This window comes from Paraburkholderia steynii, assembly GCF_900100565.1.
GTDB lineage: Bacteria > Pseudomonadota > Gammaproteobacteria > Burkholderiales > Burkholderiaceae > Paraburkholderia > Paraburkholderia terrae.
The window spans coordinates 233,591-250,936 of the sequence record NZ_FNDI01000003.1 but is presented as its reverse complement, the minus strand read 5'-3'; the positions used below and the strand labels follow the sequence as shown (position 1 = coordinate 250,936).

Genomic DNA, 17,346 nt, shown 5'->3' with positions numbered 1-17,346 from the left:
TGAGTTTAACAACTTAAACCAATTGAAAAATAATTATGTACCCGGAATGCAGGCACATTCCGGGTTTTCCATAGTGCGGGCCTAGAAGTGTCCGCGCAGTTCTTCTGCAATATCGAAGATGTCACCCACGATGCCGTACTTCGCAATCGAGAAGATCGACGCCTCCGGGTCGGTGTTGACGGCGATGATGTTCTCGACGTGTTTCATGCCCGCCATGTGCTGCACGGAGCCGGAGATGCCCAGCGCGAGGTAGAGCTTGCAGTTCGCCGCCGTCTTGCCGGACTGGCCGACCTGATGAGCCTTGGGCAGCCAGCCGGAGTCGGCGATGGGACGCGAGCAGCCGAGCGTCGCGCCCAGTGAACTCGCCAGCTCGCGGAACTGTTCGACATGGGTTTCTTCGCCGATGCCACGGCCAATCGACGTGATGAATTCCGCGCCGGCAATATCCACGTCGCTGCTCGCGACGGGCTCTTCGAACGAAATGTGATGGCTGCGTGGCGTGACGGCGGGTGCGTCGAACTGGCTGACTTCGGGCGTCGCCGCGCTGTCGGGGGCCTTGAAGGCGCCCGGCCGGATGGTCACGACTACCGTGGCACGGCCAGGAAACTCGATCTCCATGTTGACCTTTTGCCCATAGCCGGAGCGCGTGGCGATCCAGCTTTCACCGTCGCGCGCCAGACCGAACGCGTCGGTGGTGAAGCCGTAGTTCCCTTTGACCGCGAGGGGCGCCGCGTAACCCAGCGTATCGATCGTATGGGGCAGCAGCACGAGCGACGGCTTGCGTGCCTCGATCAGTGCGTGCGCAACAGCCTGATAGGTATCAGGGTCGAAGGCATCGTTCGCGGTCTGCACGGTGACGATCTCGTCGACACCCGCGAGCTTGAGCGCGTCGACGAACGTGGCGGGCGTCGCACCCAGCACGGCGACCGTCACGCGTTCGCCGCCCGCTTCTCGCGCAGCGACGGCTGCGCCGATCACTTCGACGCTCACAGGGCGCAAGTGCCCCTGACGATGTTCAGCAATAACCAGAATGCCGCTCATTACGCTTCCCCCCGAAATTCCTTGATGATGCCCGCGAGGCGGGCGGCCTGTTCGGCTGGCGTGCCCTCGATCATCTGCGCGCGGCCGAGTTCGGGCACATACACGCGTCTGATGCGCGAGAGCGAGCCTTGCTTGCCCGTTTCGTCGGCGGGCAAGCCGAGCGCGTCCGGCGCAATGGTTTCGATCGGCCGCGACGCCGCCTGTTTGATGCCGCGCAGCGACGCGTAGCGCGGCGTATTGATACCCAGTTGCAGCGTCAGGACGGCAGGGCATTGCACGGTGACATTCGCGTACGCACCGCCTTCGAGCTCGCGACGCGCGCTCGCCGTACCCGCGCCGGGCGTGTACTCCAGACCCGCCACGACAGCCGCGTGCGGCCAGTCGAGCAGGCCGGCGAGCGCCATGCCCGTAGCGCCATAGGCGTGGTCGGAGGCCTGCACGCCGGCGAAGATCATGTCAGGGGCTTCGCGGCGCGCAAGCGCAGCGAGCGCGCGGGCAATGCCGATCGGGTCCGCTTCTTCCAGTTCGTCGCTCCAGACGCGGATCGCGCGATCCGCGCCCTTGGCCAGACACTTGCGCAGTTCTTCATCGGCCCGGTCGGGACCGACGGTGACGACCACGACCTCGATGGCGTCGCTATTGCCGCTCTCCTTCAGACGCAGTGCTTCTTCGAGCGCGTAGTGATCCCATTCGTTGAGGTCGAAAACATGAAAGTCTGCTTCGACATCGCGGTCGTCGTCGCGCAGCTCGAAATCTTCATCGAGTGACGCGACCTGCTTGATGGTGACGAGTATCTTCATCCTGCCTCCTCCACTGATGTGGTCAGTTGATGTGTGCGTGTGTCAGATGTGTCGGCTGCGTCAGCGGGCGCGCTGTGCTGACGCTGGCGATCGAGTGCTGCGGCGAGTGAGCCGGCGAGATGGCCGAACATGCGCGCGCGGGCCTCCGTATCAGGTTCGAAGCGCATGCGCCAGCGGTCCGCTTCGGTCAGGCTGGGATGCATGAACACGAGCACGCGGTGCAGCGGATACGATTCGTCGCGCAACGGCAGCAACACACGCCGATGCGTATGACGATTCAGGATGACGGCCCGCCGCACATCGGGCGACGCATGTTCGGCAAGACGCGAGAGCGTCGCCTGTGGCGTGCCGCGATGACGTGCAACGCCCGCCAGCACGTCGATATCGGTGTCCTGTATCAGCCGGTGCAGCACGGCACCCGGCAACTCGTCGCGCAGCGCGACGCCCGCGCGTACCCACGCGACCTCGTCGTTCGCGAGCAGCGAGAGCAGCGGCGCTGGGCACAAGGCGTGACGCGTCACCGAGCGGCGCACGTCCGCTTCGCGATCACGCGCGAGCCGGTCGAGCCAGATACGCGGGCATGCGCGATTGCGCGCGAGACCGCTGCGCACCCACACGTCGCCGTCTTCGGCAAGCCAATCCACAACCTTGAGCGGCAGGTCGTCACGCACGGCGACGGCACGGCGGACCAGCGTGTCGGCATCGAAGCACAGCAGAACGAGTGCGCCTGCGGGTGTGGCGGGATTGGTGGCGGCGGCGCGCCGCACGGCGGGGTCGTCGTCGCGCGCAAGCGCAGTCAGGATTTCGCCCGTGGTCCGCACGTTCAACGCGAGACTGCGCCGCTCGGGACTGGACGCGGGGATGCTGCGCAACAGCTCGAGCGGGCACGCGGCGTGGCGCAGTACCTGAGCGCGCACTGCGCTTTCGCGCGTACTCCGCCACAGCTGATGCAGCGTGTGCGCATCCGTCGCGAAGTGAATGGCGAGCAGCCGTTGCAGCGGTTCAATGCCCCGACCGGCCAGTTGCGCGAGCAGATCGGTTTGCACGCCCACGTTCTCGCACAACGAGCGCAAGGTCTCGATGCTGTCGGCACTCGCGGCGAGCGTCGCAAGCAGCGCGGGCGGCGCCAGCGGATGCCGCGCGATCAGTTGCGCGACGCGTTGCACGGTACGTCGATAGTCGGTTTCGCCCTCGGCGCGATTCATGACGAACGCGGCGGCGAGCGTTTGCAGTGCCTCGGCAGGCGTCGCAGCGTTGCGGGCAAGGCGCGTCGCGAGCGTGACATCCGCATCTGTTGCGGCGAGCGTGGCAAGCCGCGCGAGCGCCACGGAAGGCGCGTGTGGGAACGCCGCGAGCGCAAGCCGGTCGCTGCGCGAGCCGAACATGCGGGCTTCGAGCCGCTTGCGATCCGCGCTTGTCGCGTGCGGGTAAAGCATTGCGGACGTGAATACATCGGAGGCGTCGAGCGCGAGCCGCACCAGTTCCCGCCAGTGGCGACGCAGCCGCGCACCCTCGCGCGCCGCGTTCGCGGCGCAGGGTTCTGCTTCGGCAGGGCGGGGAAAGATCGTCATGGCGGTTATCGCGCGGCGCTCATCAGACGTCGGCCGTCACGCGGACATCGTCCGCAGGCGGGGCATTGCCGTCGACTTCCGTCAGACTCTCGGCAATCAGCTCGATCAGCTCGCGCACGATGAAGCGTCCTTCGTAGCCGCTCGTCTTGAGTGCGTCCTCGAACATCGTGAGGTCTTTCGGGCAGCACACGACGAATACCTCCAACCCTTCGATAGCCGCCGCTTCCTTCATGCGGTTCTGTGAAGGCTTTTCCTGGCCGACGGGATCGTTCATCCAGATACGTCCGCCGCCTGCGCCACAGCAGAACGAGTTGTCGCGCGAGCGGCCCATTTCGACCAGTTCGCAACCGAGTGCTTCGATGATCTGGCGCGGCGCGTCATAACCCTTGTTGAAGCGGCCAAGATGGCACGGATCATGGAAGGTCACGCGATAATCCAGCTTGCGCTTCGGGCGTATCGTGCCCTCGGCCAGCATGCGGGCCACCACACTCGTGTAATGCTCGATTTCGAAGTTTCCGCCGAAGTCCGGGTACTCGTTGCGGATCGTGTTGTACGAGTGCGGGTCCGTCGTGATGATGCGGCCGAATTGCGAAGTGCCGAGCGTCGCGATGTTCTGCGCGGCGAGCAATTCGTAAAGGCCTTCTTCGCCGACGCGCCGTACGTCGTTGCCCGCATTCGATTCGCCTTCGAACAGCAGGCCGAAATCCACGCCTGAGTCGTGCAGCAGCGTCGCGAACGCCTGGGTGACGCGCTGGTTGCGTGGATCGAACGAAGCGTAGTCACCGACGAACCACAGCAGATCGACGGGTTCCTTGCGTGCGTCCTTGATCGTGAACGGCAGGGTCTTGGTCCACGCGGCGCGCTTGCGCTTCGATTCGTTGAACGAGTTGCCGTTCTTGTGGATCGCCTGCAGCGTCTTTTGCACCTGCGGCTCCATTTCACCGTCTTCAACCAGCTTGCGGCGCAGTTGCACGATGATGGGCACGTGCTCGACGGCAACGGGGCAGATCTCGACGCACGCCATGCAGGTCCGGCACGACCAGATCGTTTCCATGAACACCTGGCCGATATCCTTGCCATGCACGTCGAGCTTTACTTCTTCAGGCAGGGTGTTTTTCTCCAGCGCATCGTTGGCGAATTCGCGCAGCGACAGGATCACGTCGCGCGGCGACAACGGCGCACCCACTGCGCGAGCGGGGCAGGCTTCATGACAGCGGCCGCATTTGGTGCAGGCATCGAGATTGAGCAGATGCTTCCACGTGAAGTCGGTGATGGTCTTGTAGCCGGCGCGCTCCGCGTCCGGTTCGACTTTCGGCAGGCGTTGCGCGGCGAGAGGATCGCGCATCAGAAGCGAGCCGCTTGCGGTGAAAATGTGCTTGACCTTCGTGTACGGAATCAGCGCGATGAACGTCAGCGCGAGCGCGCCGTGGAACCACCACAGGCCCGTGCGCAGCACATAGGCGGCCGAAGCGCTGAGTCCTGCGCCGTGCATGATTTCGGCGAGCAAAGCTGCGACGGGCGACCACCAGCGCGTCTCCCACACGATGGCGCGGTCCTGCAGCCACACCAGCCGCAACGCGCTTAGCACGAAGCCCGTGATGCCGATCAGCACGAGCGACCACAGGAACGCCCAGTCTTCGCGGCGATATCCGCTGCGGTCATAGTCGGGATCACCGGGCTGCCGGTCGGGGCGCGCGTAGTTAAGTTTCGGTGGCTTGATCCAGCCGCGCCGCACCATCATGTAGATCAGGCCGCCAACCAGCGACAGGCCGGCGAGGTTCATCGCCAGTTTGAAAAACAGATAGAAGTTGCCGTTCCAGAAGTGAAAGCCGAGAAAGCGCGCCGTGATGTCGTAGTCGACCGTGACGGTGGCCGTGCCGGCAAACAGGACCGCGAAGCCGTAGAAAATGAAGCGGTGCGCGCGGCCGGCCGCCGGGTCGCGGCGCGCGATCGTGCGGTGATTGAGCACGACCTGCACCATCGCGCCGACACGTGCGCGCAGATCGATCGGGCCGGCTACGGGCTTGCCGCGCCGGTACTTGCGCACCTGGATGTAGACGCCCCATGCGAACGCTGCCATCGCGGCGACGCCGGCCAGATAGAACAGCACGATCGCGAACGTGGGGAAGCCCTCGAAGAGGATCCGGGTGACGTTGACGGGGTCGAAAGTCGCTGCGCTCGACATGGGCTCGTCCGTTGAAAGAGTAAAGGGGGTCCCGCGCCACGGCACCTGCCATGCGGGCCATCCGATCCGGGTGACCCACACAGCGCGATGCTCGTGGCGTTCAGACTGCCGTGTGCAGCCGCTTACTTCTTGTAGACGATCTCGAAGGTGCCGCCGGGTTTGTGCGGCGTGCCCCAGACGGCCACTTCACGCTTGTACGGCAGCGGGATCTGGGCGTTCTTCTCTTCGATTTCGCGTGCGACGCGGTGGCCCGTGAAGGTTGCGTCGGCAATCAGGCGCGGCGCTTCGGCATCGCCGATCAGGTACACGGCCTTGATGCCCTTGCCGTCCCATTCGCCCTGGCGTTGCTTCAGTTCGCGATACAGCCCGTCGTTGGAGCGGCGGCCGGTTACGAGCACGAGCGAATCGAATTCGAGCCAGCGGTGGGTCTTGTTCTCGTCGCGTGGCAGTTGGCCCGCGCCCTTGTAGGTGCGGCGGGAACCATCGCCCCAGATGTTGTAGATCTGGATGCGGCCTGGCTCGATGCGGGTCGCGAAGTGGTCGCCGAGTTCATGCACGCCCAGTTCATGCAGGCGGCGCATCATGTTCGGATATTCGAGCGTGAAGTGCATGTAGTTGGCGAGATGCACGCCACTGACGATCGTCACTTCGTGACCAGCCGCGGCGAGCTTTTCAGCAAGACTCGGCGCCATGAAGTACGTGTCGGCATTCAGGATCACGACGCGCTTGCCGATCGGCTTCTTGCCGGCAATCACCTGTTCCGGCGTCAGCTGGTCCGGCTGCGACGCATCGGCGCCCGGAATCGGGTCGTGCGTGAGGCAGTTGGTGCCGTCGCCCACCCAATGCGAGCCCGTTGCGATCACGACCTTCTCGGCGCCGTAATCGAGCACGTCGTCGGCCGTGAGCGGCTTCTGACCCAGCGCAAGCTGGCTGTGGCGGTTCTTCTTCAGGAGCTTGTTGATTTGCGTCTCGCGGTAGTCGCGGTGATAACCCCATTCGCCGAGTCCCGGCAACGTGACCACGCTGTTCAGATGGCCGCCGATCTTGTCGGCCTGATCGACGAGGTGAACGGTGTAGCCGCGTTGCATCAGCACGCGCGCGCATTCGGAGCCGGACGGGCCCGCGCCGACCACGAGCACGGAATCGTTCGAACCGCACTCGGCGAATTTTTCCGGATGCCAGCCGCGGCGGTACTCTTCGCCGGCCGTCGCGTTCTGCGTGCAGATCATCGGCGGGCCGCCGATTTCCCAGCGCGAGATGCACACATTGCAGCCAATGCAGACGCGGATATCATCGATGCGGCCTTCGTCGACTTTCTTCGGCAGGAACGGATCGGCAATCGACGGACGGGCCGCGCCGATGATGTCGGCGATGCCCTTGGTGACGATCTCGGTCATCTTTTCAGGGTCGGTGAAACGGCCGACACCGAGCACCGGCTTCTTCGAAACCTGCTTGATAAAGCGTGTCCACGGAATCTGGTGGCCCTGCAAATTGAAGCGCGACGGGCCGGCGTCTTCACCCCATTCGGCGATGTCGCCCACGTCGACGTCCCACAGGTCCACGAGCGAATCGGCCATCTCGACGAACTTCATGCCGTCCTTCTCGACTTCGATGCCGCCGCTGCCGTACAGCGAGTCGACGGCGAAGCGCGTCGCGATCGCGCAATCGCTGCCCACTGCGCGGCGCACTTTTTCCAGCGTTTCGAGCCAGAAGCGCGCGCGGTTCTCGAGCGAGCCGCCGTAGCCGTCGGTGCGCTTGTTGTAGTACGGCGAAAGGAATTGCAGCGGCAGGTAGGAGTGCGCGCCGTACACGTAGACGATGTCGAATCCCGCATCGCGGGCGCGCAGCGCCGCATCGACGTAGAACTGCTGAACGTCGCGGATGTCGTCGAGATCCATCTCCTTGCAGTACGTGAGCGTCTCGAACTCGGACGCATACTGGCTCGGACCGCGCGGCGTCGCGCGGCTTTCCATGCAGGGGGCGTGCGCGCCGCCGTACCACATCTCGATGCCCGCCAGCGCGCCGTATTTGTGAACCTCTTCCGTCATCGCACGGAGGTTGCGCACGTCGCCTTCGTCCCAGATGCGCGCCGACAGACGGTGCGTGTCGTCCGACTCAGGGTGGATCGAGCAGTATTCGGTGTTCATCGCGGCCCAGCCGCCTTCAGCCTTCATCGAGCGGTGCGCCGCCTGAAAGCCCGGCAGGTTGCTGCCTGCGCCGATACAGTGCGGAACCTGATAGAAGCGGTTGCGCAGGGTCTTGGGGCCAATCTGGATCGGCTCGAACAGCACGTCATGACGGGGATCGCGGGGCATGGAAAGTGTCTCCTTTAACATGGACTACATGAGACAAAGGCGGGGCCCCGGTTGGGTGCCCTGGACAGTTGTTGTACTTCGCTCTGCCTCTGTCTTTCTCGTTGGGTGGCGGAACGCCGTGCGTCGTATGGCGTACCGCCGCCGTATCGTGGGTGCTGCGGGGTCAGGCGGCGACGCGGGTGCGCAGGCGCATCGGGTCGTAGAACGGTGTCTTGCTGACCACACCGCTCAACTTGCCCGCCGCATCGCGAATCTCGAGCTTCGTGCCGAGCGCGGTGTGGTTCGGCTTCAGATGCACCATCGCCAGCGACTGCATCAGATAGCGGCTGAAAATCGCGCTGGTCACGACGCCCACCTGCTCGTCGCCGATATAGATCGGCGAGCCGGCGCTCACGGCTGCATCGTGCTTGACGACGACGCCCGCCTGCTTGACTCGCTCCTTGCCGCGCGCCGCGAGCAGGGCTGCCTTGCCGGTGTAGTCGCCCGCCTTGTCGAGATCGACCATCCAGTCGAGATTGACTTCCCACGGCGTGGTGTCGCCTTCGGGCATATCGAACGGATAGAAGAGCAGGGCGGCTTCGATACGCGCGATTTCGAGCGACATCCACGAAGCGGGCACGGCGCCGTACGGCTTGCCTGCGTCGAGAATGTTGTCCCACAGCGCGACCGCGTCAGTCGACGCGCACGACACTTCGAAGCCCTGTTCACCCGAGTAGCCGCCGCGCGAGACGATGATCTTGCGGCCGAAGAGTTGCGTTTCGACGTGCGCGAAATAAGGCAGCTTGTTCAGTTCGATGCCGATGTGCGCCTGCAGGATGTCGGTCGAGCGCGGACCTTGCAGCGACAGCATGTGGACATCGAAATCCTGGCGCCATTCGACGTTGCGCTTGTGCGCGGCGCGTTCGAGCTGCGTCTGTGTCGTGCCGCCGCCATGCGAGAGCCGGAAATGCTGCGGAGCATCGTAGATCACCATCAGGTCGTCGCAGAGGCCGCCGCGTTCGTCGACCTCAGCGGCGAGCCGGGCCGTGCCGGGCTTCATGCGGCTCACGTCGATCGCGCAAATGCTGTCGATCACAGCGGCGGCATCGGGTCCCGTCACGCGCACGATGTTCAGCGCGCTGATGTCGTAGAGGCCGGCTGCCGTGCGCACGGCGACGACGTCGTCATACGGATCACCCGAGTAGTACCAGGGAATCGGCATGTCGTTCCAGGAATCGCCATCGAGCTTCGAGCCGAGCTCACGATGACGGACGTTGAGAATGGATTGCCTTGTCATGATGTTTTCCCGAAAGTGGAACCCGTTTCTGGGGATGACTGCACGCGTGTCGTGTTGCGAAGGCGGTGGTATCGGACGGCGTGACTACGCCCGCATCGATGACCGCAAGTCTCTGCTGTTCAATTTCGACCCACAATCGCCCGGTGGCACTACCTCCCTGGGGGTAGTGCGTGCTACTCCGGATGCGCCGGTGCAATCAGAAAAAGAGGGTGTGCAGCGTCGATATGAGACTGCAACGTTGTCGAAAGAGGTTGGTAAAGAAGGCGGAAAAGCCAATGCTGGCGCGGCTCGCGCAGCGACGCGCCGGGACTTCGCGGCGATGCTTTTGACGCGCCGGGCAGGGTAGCGCGAGGCAACCATTACTGCGCAGGGACTACCCCCACTGAATCATTGATAACGGATTATTGCCGGCCGATGCTTCTTCCATGAATGCAACGACGCGAAGGCACGGCATGGCTTGCCGCTCACGTCCACCCGCATCCATCCACCCGGACCTATGGAGGTGTCGACGGCATGAATGCATCGAGAACGATCCCCGTGCGTGTCACGCACGTCGAGCCGGTGACGCAAGACGTGCGACGCTTTACGCTCGAGAGCGCCAATCAAAGCCGCCTTCCGGCGTATTCGGCAGGCAGTCACGTCGTCGTGACGATGCGCGGCAAGGAGCGCATCTGGCGCAACGCTTATTCGCTGACGACGCCCGCCGGTACACGCGACGCGTATCAGATCATGGTGCGGCGCGTGCCTCAGTCGCGCGGCGGCTCGGCCTTCATGCACAGCGAAGTGCATGAAGGCAGCGAACTCGACATCTCGATGCCGTCGAATTTCTTTCCGATCGCACGATGCGGCGCCAAGCACGTGATGATCGCAGGCGGCATCGGTCTCACACCGTTTCTGTCGATGCTGCCCGAATTGGCTCAGGCGCGTGCGCGTGTCGAGATGTACCTGTGCTGCCGCCCGGAAGACGAAGCGGCGTTCACGGAGGTGATCGCAAAGCGCACTACGGGGGGCGTCGCTGTCTACACCGATTTGTGCGATGCGAAGGAACGCTTCGGCGACATGCTCGCTGCGCAACCGGCCGGCACGCATCTCTATACCTGCGGGCCCGAAGGCCTGATGAATGGCGTGGCGCGCACGGCCCGCGAGTTGGGCTGGCCCGCCAGCCATTTTCACCAGGAGAGCTTCGGCGGCGGCTCGCATGGCGAGCCTTTTATCGCCGTGCTGGCGCAAAGCGGCCGCGAGATTCGCGTGCGCAGCGACGAGAGCTTGCTGGAGGCACTGGAACGCGAGGGCGTCGACGCACCCTACATGTGCCGTGGCGGTGCATGCGGCACCTGCGCGCTGGAGGTGCTCGACGGCGAGCCGGACCATCGCGATTTCTGCCTCGGCGAAACCGAGCGGGCCACGGGAGGCCAGATGCTGCCGTGCGTGTCACGCGCGCGGGGCGAACGTCTCGTGCTGAACATCTAGGCAAAGGGGGCATCATGGCAATCGATTTCAAGACCGACGAAACCTTCCGCGATACCTTCACGTTCCGGAACAGCGACGAAGCGATCCTGCGCTTTCCGTTTCCGTTTCCCGAGGACAAGTACATGTACTCGGTCAATATCGAGCCGCATGTGAAGGAGGGCAACTCGCCCGTGTTCCGGTCCACGTTCGATATCGATGAACACTATGTCGCCGAATGCCGAGAACGCGCGCTGACGCTCGAACGCGATCCGCTGCGCTGTCAGGTGCTCGATCACATGGGTCCGGCGCAATGGGACACGCTTGAACTGATCATGGAAAGCCTCGCCGAAGACTACCCCGGGCATTTCGCGCTGGAGCGCAACGGCGACCAGTGGAAATGGACGAATCGTCCGCTCGGGCTGGAGCAGAGCTTCACATTCGGTGACGACAGCACGTTGCCCTGTGCGCCATTCGAGTACATCACGCGCCAGGCGCAAGGCGATTTCGTTCTGATCGACCAGCGTGACGACAACCTGTTCATGGACGGCGGCATGGTCACGACGCAGGCCGACTGGTCGCTCGATTTCGACCTGGGGATGAACTTCGTCGAATGGCATGGCCCCGTGCCGCTTGCGCATCAGGCGGGCATCTTCGAGCGCGCGCTCAAGTTTCTGTTGCGCATGCAGCTGGGCGCGCCCGTGCGCCGGTTGAACTGGACGATGACGGTCAACCCGCGGCTCGATACGTCGCCCGAAAGTTACCCCGAATGGGGCCCGGACCGGGCGAGCGTGACGCCGCAAAACATCGGCGACAAGCTTCATCTGCGCGTGGAATTGCAAACGCTGTTCCGCCTTCCGCGCAGTAACGCGATTCTGTTCGGCGTGCGCTGCTATCTGGGTGCGCTCGGCGATCTGGCGCGCGTGCCGAAGTGGGGCAAGCGGCTGCATCGCGTGCTCTCGTCGTTGCCGCCGGAACTGGCGGAGTACAAGGGCATCACACGCTACCGGCAGACGGCCGTCGACTGGCTCGCACCGTTGGACGACGGCTCGGCATTGTCGGGCGGCACGCATCCCGAAGTCGACCGTCTCGGGGTGGAGTTGGTGTAGGTACTGCGGGTACTGCGTCACGGGGTTATACGTCTTACTCAACTACAAGCTGTTGCAGTGTTTCCTTCCCGCGTTCGCGCCACCACGGCGCGGCCCGGGCGCATTCACGCGGAACGATTCCCACAATCGGCATTCCACCCCAAAAGGAAGACAGTTATGAGCGCGGTCTCCGAAGACTATGCCGCCGAAACGGCGGACGGTACCTTACATCGAAAGATCAGCTGGACGGGTGCATTCTGGGTGGCGAGCGGCGTGCCCGCGCTCGTGCTCTTTTCAATAGGCTCGATCGCGGCGACGGTCGGCAAGCTGTCGTGGGCGGTATGGATCGTCTCGATTGGCCTTGGCTTTATTCAGTCGTTCTCGTATGCGGAGATCGCCGGGCTGTTCCCTCACAAGTCGGGCGGCGCCTCGGTCTATGGCGCGATTGCATGGGTGCGTTATTCGAAGCTGTTCGCGCCGCTCTCCGTCTGGTGCAACTGGTTCGCGTGGTCGCCCGTACTGGCCATCGGTTCCGGGCTCGCGGCGGGGTATATCCTCTCCGTGCTGTTTCCAGCGGATGCGGCGATCAATACCTGGCAGATCACGCTGGTGAGTCTCGACTGGCTCCGTTCGGGCCTGAGCCTGCGGATCAACTCGACCTTCATACTCGGCGCGGTGGTGCTGCTCATCACCTTCGCCATTCAGCACCGCGGCATTCTGAACGCCGCGCGAATCCAGACGATACTGGGCATTGCCGCCCTGGTTCCGCTGATCCTCGTCGGCACGGTGCCGCTCATTAGCGGCGATCTGCCGCTGCACAATCTGCTTCCGCTCGTGCCGTTTGCGAAGGACAGCGCCGGTCAGATCGTCGACGGCAGCTGGAATCGCGCGGGCATCACGCTGATGGCGGGCGGGCTGTTCATCGCGGCGTGGTCCACCTACGGCTTTGAAACGGCCGTCTGCTATACGCGTGAATTCCGCAATCCGAAGGTCGATACGTTCAAGGCCATTCTGTATTCAGGCCTCTTGTGCATCTTCGTGTTTACCATCGTGCCGCTGGCGTTTCAGGGCGTGCTGGGTCTCGGCCATATGGTGACGCCCGCCGTCAAGGATGCCGCCGGCAATATCGTCACACCCGCCATCTACGACGGCATGCTCTCGCCCGATATCTATAGCGGCATGGGCGTCGCGAAAGCCATGGCGCCGATGATTCACGGCGGCCTGCTGGTCGAGCGCGTTCTGATCGTGATGCTGGTGCTGGCGCTCGTGCTGGCGATCATGACGTCGATGGCGGGGTCTTCGCGCACGCTCTACCAGGCATCCGTCGATGGCTGGTTGCCGAAGTATCTGTCGCACGTGAACGAGCACGGCGCGCCGACGCGGGCCATGTGGACGGACCTGTGCTTCAACCTCGTCCTGCTGCTGATGTCGGACTATGTGTTCGTGCTGGCGATGTCGAACGTCGGCTACATCATCTTCAACTTCCTGAACCTGAATTCCGCGTGGATTCACCGGCTGGACCGCCCGGACTGGAGCCGGCCGTTCCGTGCGCCGAACTGGCTGCTCGCGCTCGGTACGCTGTTCTCGTTCGTCAATCTCGCGCTGCTCGGCATGGGCGCGGATATCTGGGGCGCGGGCACGCTCGTCTCGGGACTGTGCTTCGCCGCGCTGATCGTGCCGGTGTTCCTGTTCCGCCACTACGTGACCGACAAGGGGCATTTCCCCGAGGCGATGAAAGAGGACATGCAACTCCTCGGCTCACAACGCGTGGCGAAGCGCGCGGGCATCTTGCCGTACGTGACCGTGGCGGCGGGCATCGTGGTGATCGTGGTGACGCATAGCCTCGCCATCTACTAAACCTCTTGCGCAACGGATGGAACAGTCATGACGTCGACCAACAGAAGCCGGCCTGAATACAGGCCGCTGGCGCCCGACCTGCACGGCACGCGCCACTGGCTCGTGACGAACGGAGCGAGCGCCGAGGATCGCGTGCGCGTGAGCCTTGCGCTCGCCGGGCTCTCGCCGATGAGCATGTGGGAGGTGAACGACCCCACACGGCACGGTGCGGGTATCACCTTCCACAGGGTGAAGGAGCGCACATTCGCCGACGACTCAGCACTTTACGCCGCGTTCGACCTGGCGCTGCGCGATACGACGACGGCGACGATCGGCTTGCGCATCTATGTGCTCGGCAGCGAGCCGTTCATCTGGTCGATCCGGCGCATCGCGCAGCACCATGCGCTTGCGCCGGAAGCTGTCCAGGTGCAGCACAGCGGCACGTTGCAGCGGCGCGTCTACTGCATTCACTGCCACGCGTTCAACGATCCCGTCACACGGAACGTGGTCGCCTGCTGCGGTTGCGGGCGGCAACTCCTCGTGCGCGATCATTTTTCGCGGCGCCTTGCTGCGTTCATGGGTGTACAGGCGGATGCCGAAGTCCCCGGCGAATTGCCCGCCATCTCTCAGCCGTATCTGTAGTCCGCTGTCGTTCTTCCCCAGTCTGATTGAGATGCACATCGCGCCGTTTTGACGGCGCGATGTGTACGCGCATGGACAGCCGCACGCCGGGTGTCCCGCTATCTGTTTGCCCAAGAGGAGACTCAAATGAAATCCGCGCTTCGCGGCGCCGCATGGGCGGCGTTGTGCCTTTGTGGAAATAGTTATGCGCAAAGTTCCGTCACGCTCTATGGCGTGCTGGATGACGGCTTGAATTACACCAGCAATTCCGGTGGACACCATGCGTTCGCCATGGTGAGCGGCGATACGGCGGAAACCAGTTTTGGCCTGAAAGGCAGTGAAGATCTGGGCGGGGGACTCAGTGCGATCTTTACCCTCGAAAGTGGCGTCAATCTGAATAGCGGTCAGCTTAACCAGGGCGGCCGCCTGTTCGGAAGACAGGCATTCGTTGGCCTGTCGTCGACACCCGCGGGCACGCTCACGCTCGGCCGGCAGTACGATGCAACCGTCGATATGTGGAGCCCCTTCACCGCCGCAGGAAACTCGATTGGCGATCTGGCGGCCCATCCGTTCGACAATGACAATGCGGATTACGATTTCCGGCTTGGTAACTCCGTCAAGTACGTCTCCCCGACACTGTATGGTTTTCAGCTGGAAGGCGTGTACGGCTTCAGCAATACGACCAACTTCTCCGCGAACCGCGCCTATAGCGCCGGGCTGACTTATAGCGCTGGCCCGATATCGCTTGCTGTCGCGTACCTGCATCTGAACGGAGTCGGCACCACGGCGGACGGGGCGGTTTCCTCGGACGCCGTGTTCGTTGCACCGAAGCAGCAGAATATCGATGCCGGCGTGAAGTGGACGTTCTCCGAAAACGCCAATGTGTCGCTCGCGTACTCGCACGTCGACGTGACGTCACCCGCCGCAAACGCGTATGCGCCGAATATCGGCACGCAGACGTGGACGTCGTGGAAGTTCGATAACATCGAGATCAACGGGCAGTATTACTTCATGCCGGACCTCTCGCTGACGGGCGCCTACACGTTCACGCATGGACGGCTTGAATCGGACGCGGGGAGCGACAGTCCGAACTGGCATCAGGTCGCGCTCATGCTGAACTACAGCCTCAGCAAGCGAACCTCGGTTTACCTCCAGGGTGCATGGCAACACACCAATGCAAGCACGGGAACGGATCTCGATGCCGCGCATATCATTGGTTCGAACGGCCTGTCCTCGTCGGGAAATCAGGTGGTCGCCCGAATCGGCTTGTCGCAGAAGTTCTAGCCTGGCAGCCGCTCAACGACTGGTTGCGCCACTGACGCCGCGTGCCTTATGTGCGGCCAGCGCGGCGGGCACGAAGTTCAATACAACACGTGAGCCCTGTTCGGCCGGCTTCAGTTCGAGCCGTCCGCCGAGGCTGCGGGCGCGCTCCCGCATGATCGCGAGGCCGTAGTGATGTTCATCGCCCTGGGTGCGGTCGATACCACGGCCGTCGTCGTCGATCGACACGGTCATCGTGTTGCCGTCCGACATCAGTTGCACCTGGGCCGTCGTGGCGCGCGCATGGCGGATCACGTTGGTCAGCGCCTCACGCACGATCTGCGCGACGTGCATCTCTTCATTGACCGTCAGGCGCATGCGCGGCACACGGTTGTCAATCGAGATTTGTACCTCGCTGCGCGAACCGAATTCTTCGGCGAGATCTTCGAGCGTGGAGGCGAGGCCGTGCGCATGCATCGGCGAGCGGAACGTGGTGAGCAGTTCGCGTAGCTGCCGATAGGCGCTGTCGATGCCTTCGCGGATGCCTTTCGCGATTTCGGCGATGTCGCTCTGCGAGAGTTCGGGCGGCAGCACGGCTTGCAGGCGGGCAAGCTGGATCTTCATATACGACAGCGATTGCGCGAGCGAGTCATGCAGTTCACGCGCAATGGAGTTGCGTTCCTCGAAGAGCGCCATGCGCCGGTCGCGCACGTCGCGGCTGACGTTCGAAATTGCATGCGCTAGCACGCTGGCAATCGTTTCCAGCAGATACAGGTGGCGCTGCTCGAAGTGCGTGTCCGGCTCGCCTTCCGCGATGAGCACGCCATAGGTGGCGAGCGGCACGCGCACTGGCGCGGCCAGCACACGCGGTGGGACTTCGCCGTCATCAAGGGGCGAAAACGTGTGGGTGCCGACGAGCGTCATCAGTTCACTGGTGACGCGCGTACGCACGATGGACGGCACATCGCCGTTCGGGGAAACGACGGAATCGACATCGAGCAGCTGCGCGGTCGATTCCGTCATCACCAGCGCAATGCGCTTCACCCGCAGGACGCCGACGAGACGTTGCAGCAGGGCCTCGAGCGTGCGGCCCGAGGGCTCTTCTTCGGCAAGCTGTGCGCAGATGTGATGGAGCAGTTCGAGAGACTGGTCGGCGAAGGCAATGTAGTCTTCGACGATCCGTTTGAGCTGGGTCGACTCATCCTGCTCGGTGCGCAGCCGGACGGCGAGCTGCGCCTGGAGCTTGAGCAGGCGGTCTATTTCATCGCGGCCTTGCGGTACCGTCTGGCCGGTTTCCGCCAGTGCCCGCAAGGCCGCGTGCGGCCGCGTGACGAGCGCGCGGCGCGCGCCCCATGCAAGCGACACCACGCCGAAGATCAGCAGGAACGCCGTACAGGCCTGCAGCAACCCGAGCACGGCCGAATGCACCTGGGCCTGGTACGCGATCTGGACGCGCAGTGCTTTGAGTGCCGCGAGCGTTTTGGCGGGCTCGGTGTCGGGCGCAGCAGCTACTGTCGAGGCCGGCAACAGCGCCGCGATTTCCGGCGTGGGCGCGCCGCGTTGCCTCCAGTCGTTCAGTAGCGTATCGTTGTGGACAAGTGAATCGGCCAGCTCAGTCAGCGCATGTGCCGTGTCTTGCGAGCGTGTCTGCAGCGTCGCTGCCGTGGTGCGCAATCTCACGGCTTCATCGAGTGAGAACAGAGTCTGCCGGAAGCCTTCATATCCTCCCTTCTGCATGAACGCGCTCACGTAGAGCAACGCGATCAGGGCGACGATGCAGGCGAGCAGCGAGCAGACCTTCGCGTAGAGCGGATAGCGGTGAACGGTCGCGGACTGGTCGGTAGTCATGGGCGGGTGAAGTGGTAGAGCGCAGCGCTTACGATCAGTGATCCTGTTTTTCGAAGCGA

At 63.6% G+C, this 17,346-nt stretch carries 13 protein-coding genes; 6 read left to right on the top strand and 7 right to left on the bottom strand.

All coding sequences use genetic code 11. The annotated features are described in order from the left end of the window. Window positions 1–81 precede the first annotated feature (81 nt). The 6 genes from BLT65_RS07545 to BLT65_RS07520 all read right to left on the bottom strand — a co-directional run bounded on the left by BLT65_RS07545 (window position 82) and on the right by BLT65_RS07520 (window position 9,188). Window positions 82–1,041: an electron transfer flavoprotein subunit alpha/FixB family protein gene (locus BLT65_RS07545; protein ID WP_091776591.1), complete on the bottom strand. Its 960-nt coding sequence runs from the start codon at window positions 1,039–1,041 to the stop codon at window positions 82–84. Continuing rightward, a complete protein-coding gene (locus BLT65_RS07540; RefSeq protein ID WP_042306480.1) occupies window positions 1,041–1,841 on the bottom strand; it encodes an electron transfer flavoprotein subunit beta/FixA family protein in 801 nt (266 codons plus the stop codon). The genes BLT65_RS07545 and BLT65_RS07540 overlap by 1 nt, the downstream gene beginning before the upstream one ends. Then, window positions 1,838–3,412 (bottom strand): hypothetical protein, encoded by a 1,575-nt coding sequence (locus tag BLT65_RS07535; RefSeq protein ID WP_091776589.1) that lies wholly within the window; start codon window positions 3,410–3,412, stop codon window positions 1,838–1,840. The genes BLT65_RS07540 and BLT65_RS07535 overlap by 4 nt, the downstream gene beginning before the upstream one ends. Window positions 3,413–3,434: 22 nt before the next feature. Continuing rightward, a complete protein-coding gene (locus BLT65_RS07530; RefSeq protein WP_091776587.1) occupies window positions 3,435–5,597 on the bottom strand; it encodes a heterodisulfide reductase-related iron-sulfur binding cluster in 2,163 nt (720 codons plus the stop codon). 122 nt (window positions 5,598–5,719) lie between these two features. Then, window positions 5,720–7,912, bottom strand: coding sequence for an oxidoreductase (locus BLT65_RS07525; RefSeq protein WP_091776585.1), 2,193 nt, complete (start codon window positions 7,910–7,912; stop codon window positions 5,720–5,722). A 163-nt stretch (window positions 7,913–8,075) separates the two neighbouring features. Further along, window positions 8,076–9,188, bottom strand: a complete 1,113-nt coding sequence (locus BLT65_RS07520) for an aminomethyl transferase family protein (protein ID WP_091776583.1) — start codon at window positions 9,186–9,188, stop codon at window positions 8,076–8,078. Here BLT65_RS07520 and BLT65_RS46365 point away from each other — a divergent pair. The 6 genes from BLT65_RS46365 (at window position 9,187) to BLT65_RS07495 (ending at window position 15,463) form a co-directional block, all read left to right on the top strand. Beyond that, window positions 9,187–9,534, top strand: coding sequence for a hypothetical protein (locus BLT65_RS46365; RefSeq protein WP_143036493.1), 348 nt, complete (start codon window positions 9,187–9,189; stop codon window positions 9,532–9,534). The two genes, BLT65_RS07520 and BLT65_RS46365, sit on opposite strands and share 2 nt — an antisense overlap. Window positions 9,535–9,701: 167 nt before the next feature. Further along, the gene (locus BLT65_RS07515) at window positions 9,702–10,658 is read left to right on the top strand and encodes a PDR/VanB family oxidoreductase (RefSeq protein ID WP_091776581.1); all 957 of its coding nucleotides are present in this window, start codon (window positions 9,702–9,704) and stop codon (window positions 10,656–10,658) included. A 14-nt stretch (window positions 10,659–10,672) separates the two neighbouring features. Next, on the top strand, window positions 10,673–11,743 hold the full coding sequence (locus BLT65_RS07510; RefSeq protein ID WP_091776579.1) for a heme-dependent oxidative N-demethylase family protein: 1,071 nt from the start codon (window positions 10,673–10,675) through the stop codon (window positions 11,741–11,743). Window positions 11,744–11,899: 156 nt separating this feature from the next. Then, window positions 11,900–13,579, top strand: coding sequence for an APC family permease (locus BLT65_RS07505; RefSeq protein ID WP_042306473.1), 1,680 nt, complete (start codon window positions 11,900–11,902; stop codon window positions 13,577–13,579). 27 nt (window positions 13,580–13,606) lie between these two features. After that, entirely contained in the window at window positions 13,607–14,200 is a 594-nt protein-coding gene (locus BLT65_RS07500; RefSeq protein ID WP_091776577.1) for a dimethylamine monooxygenase subunit DmmA family protein, read from the top strand. A 126-nt stretch (window positions 14,201–14,326) separates the two neighbouring features. Next, entirely contained in the window at window positions 14,327–15,463 is a 1,137-nt protein-coding gene (locus BLT65_RS07495; RefSeq protein ID WP_091776575.1) for a porin, read from the top strand. 12 nt (window positions 15,464–15,475) lie between these two features. Here BLT65_RS07495 and BLT65_RS07490 read toward each other — a convergent pair whose 3' ends face one another. Continuing rightward, the gene (locus tag BLT65_RS07490; RefSeq protein ID WP_091776573.1) at window positions 15,476–17,287 is read right to left on the bottom strand and encodes a histidine kinase; all 1,812 of its coding nucleotides are present in this window, start codon (window positions 17,285–17,287) and stop codon (window positions 15,476–15,478) included. Window positions 17,288–17,346 lie beyond the last annotated feature (59 nt).

What these genes read in the sequence shown, in the direction of transcription:
- BLT65_RS07545 (WP_091776591.1), bottom strand. Translation starts at nt 1,041, where the DNA reads ATGAGCGGCATTCTGGTTATTGCTGAACATCGTCAGGGGCACTTGCGC.
- BLT65_RS07540 (WP_042306480.1), bottom strand. Translation starts at nt 1,841, where the DNA reads ATGAAGATACTCGTCACCATCAAGCAGGTCGCGTCACTCGATGAAGAT.
- BLT65_RS07535 (WP_091776589.1), bottom strand. Translation starts at nt 3,412, where the DNA reads ATGACGATCTTTCCCCGCCCTGCCGAAGCAGAACCCTGCGCCGCGAAC.
- BLT65_RS07530 (WP_091776587.1), bottom strand. Translation starts at nt 5,597, where the DNA reads ATGTCGAGCGCAGCGACTTTCGACCCCGTCAACGTCACCCGGATCCTC.
- BLT65_RS07525 (WP_091776585.1), bottom strand. Translation starts at nt 7,912, where the DNA reads ATGCCCCGCGATCCCCGTCATGACGTGCTGTTCGAGCCGATCCAGATT.
- BLT65_RS46365 (WP_143036493.1), top strand. Translation starts at nt 9,187, where the DNA reads ATGATGTTTTCCCGAAAGTGGAACCCGTTTCTGGGGATGACTGCACGC.
- BLT65_RS07520 (WP_091776583.1), bottom strand. Translation starts at nt 9,188, where the DNA reads ATGACAAGGCAATCCATTCTCAACGTCCGTCATCGTGAGCTCGGCTCG.
- BLT65_RS07515 (WP_091776581.1), top strand. Translation starts at nt 9,702, where the DNA reads ATGAATGCATCGAGAACGATCCCCGTGCGTGTCACGCACGTCGAGCCG.
- BLT65_RS07510 (WP_091776579.1), top strand. Translation starts at nt 10,673, where the DNA reads ATGGCAATCGATTTCAAGACCGACGAAACCTTCCGCGATACCTTCACG.
- BLT65_RS07505 (WP_042306473.1), top strand. Translation starts at nt 11,900, where the DNA reads ATGAGCGCGGTCTCCGAAGACTATGCCGCCGAAACGGCGGACGGTACC.
- BLT65_RS07500 (WP_091776577.1), top strand. Translation starts at nt 13,607, where the DNA reads ATGACGTCGACCAACAGAAGCCGGCCTGAATACAGGCCGCTGGCGCCC.
- BLT65_RS07495 (WP_091776575.1), top strand. Translation starts at nt 14,327, where the DNA reads ATGAAATCCGCGCTTCGCGGCGCCGCATGGGCGGCGTTGTGCCTTTGT.
- BLT65_RS07490 (WP_091776573.1), bottom strand. Translation starts at nt 17,287, where the DNA reads ATGACTACCGACCAGTCCGCGACCGTTCACCGCTATCCGCTCTACGCG.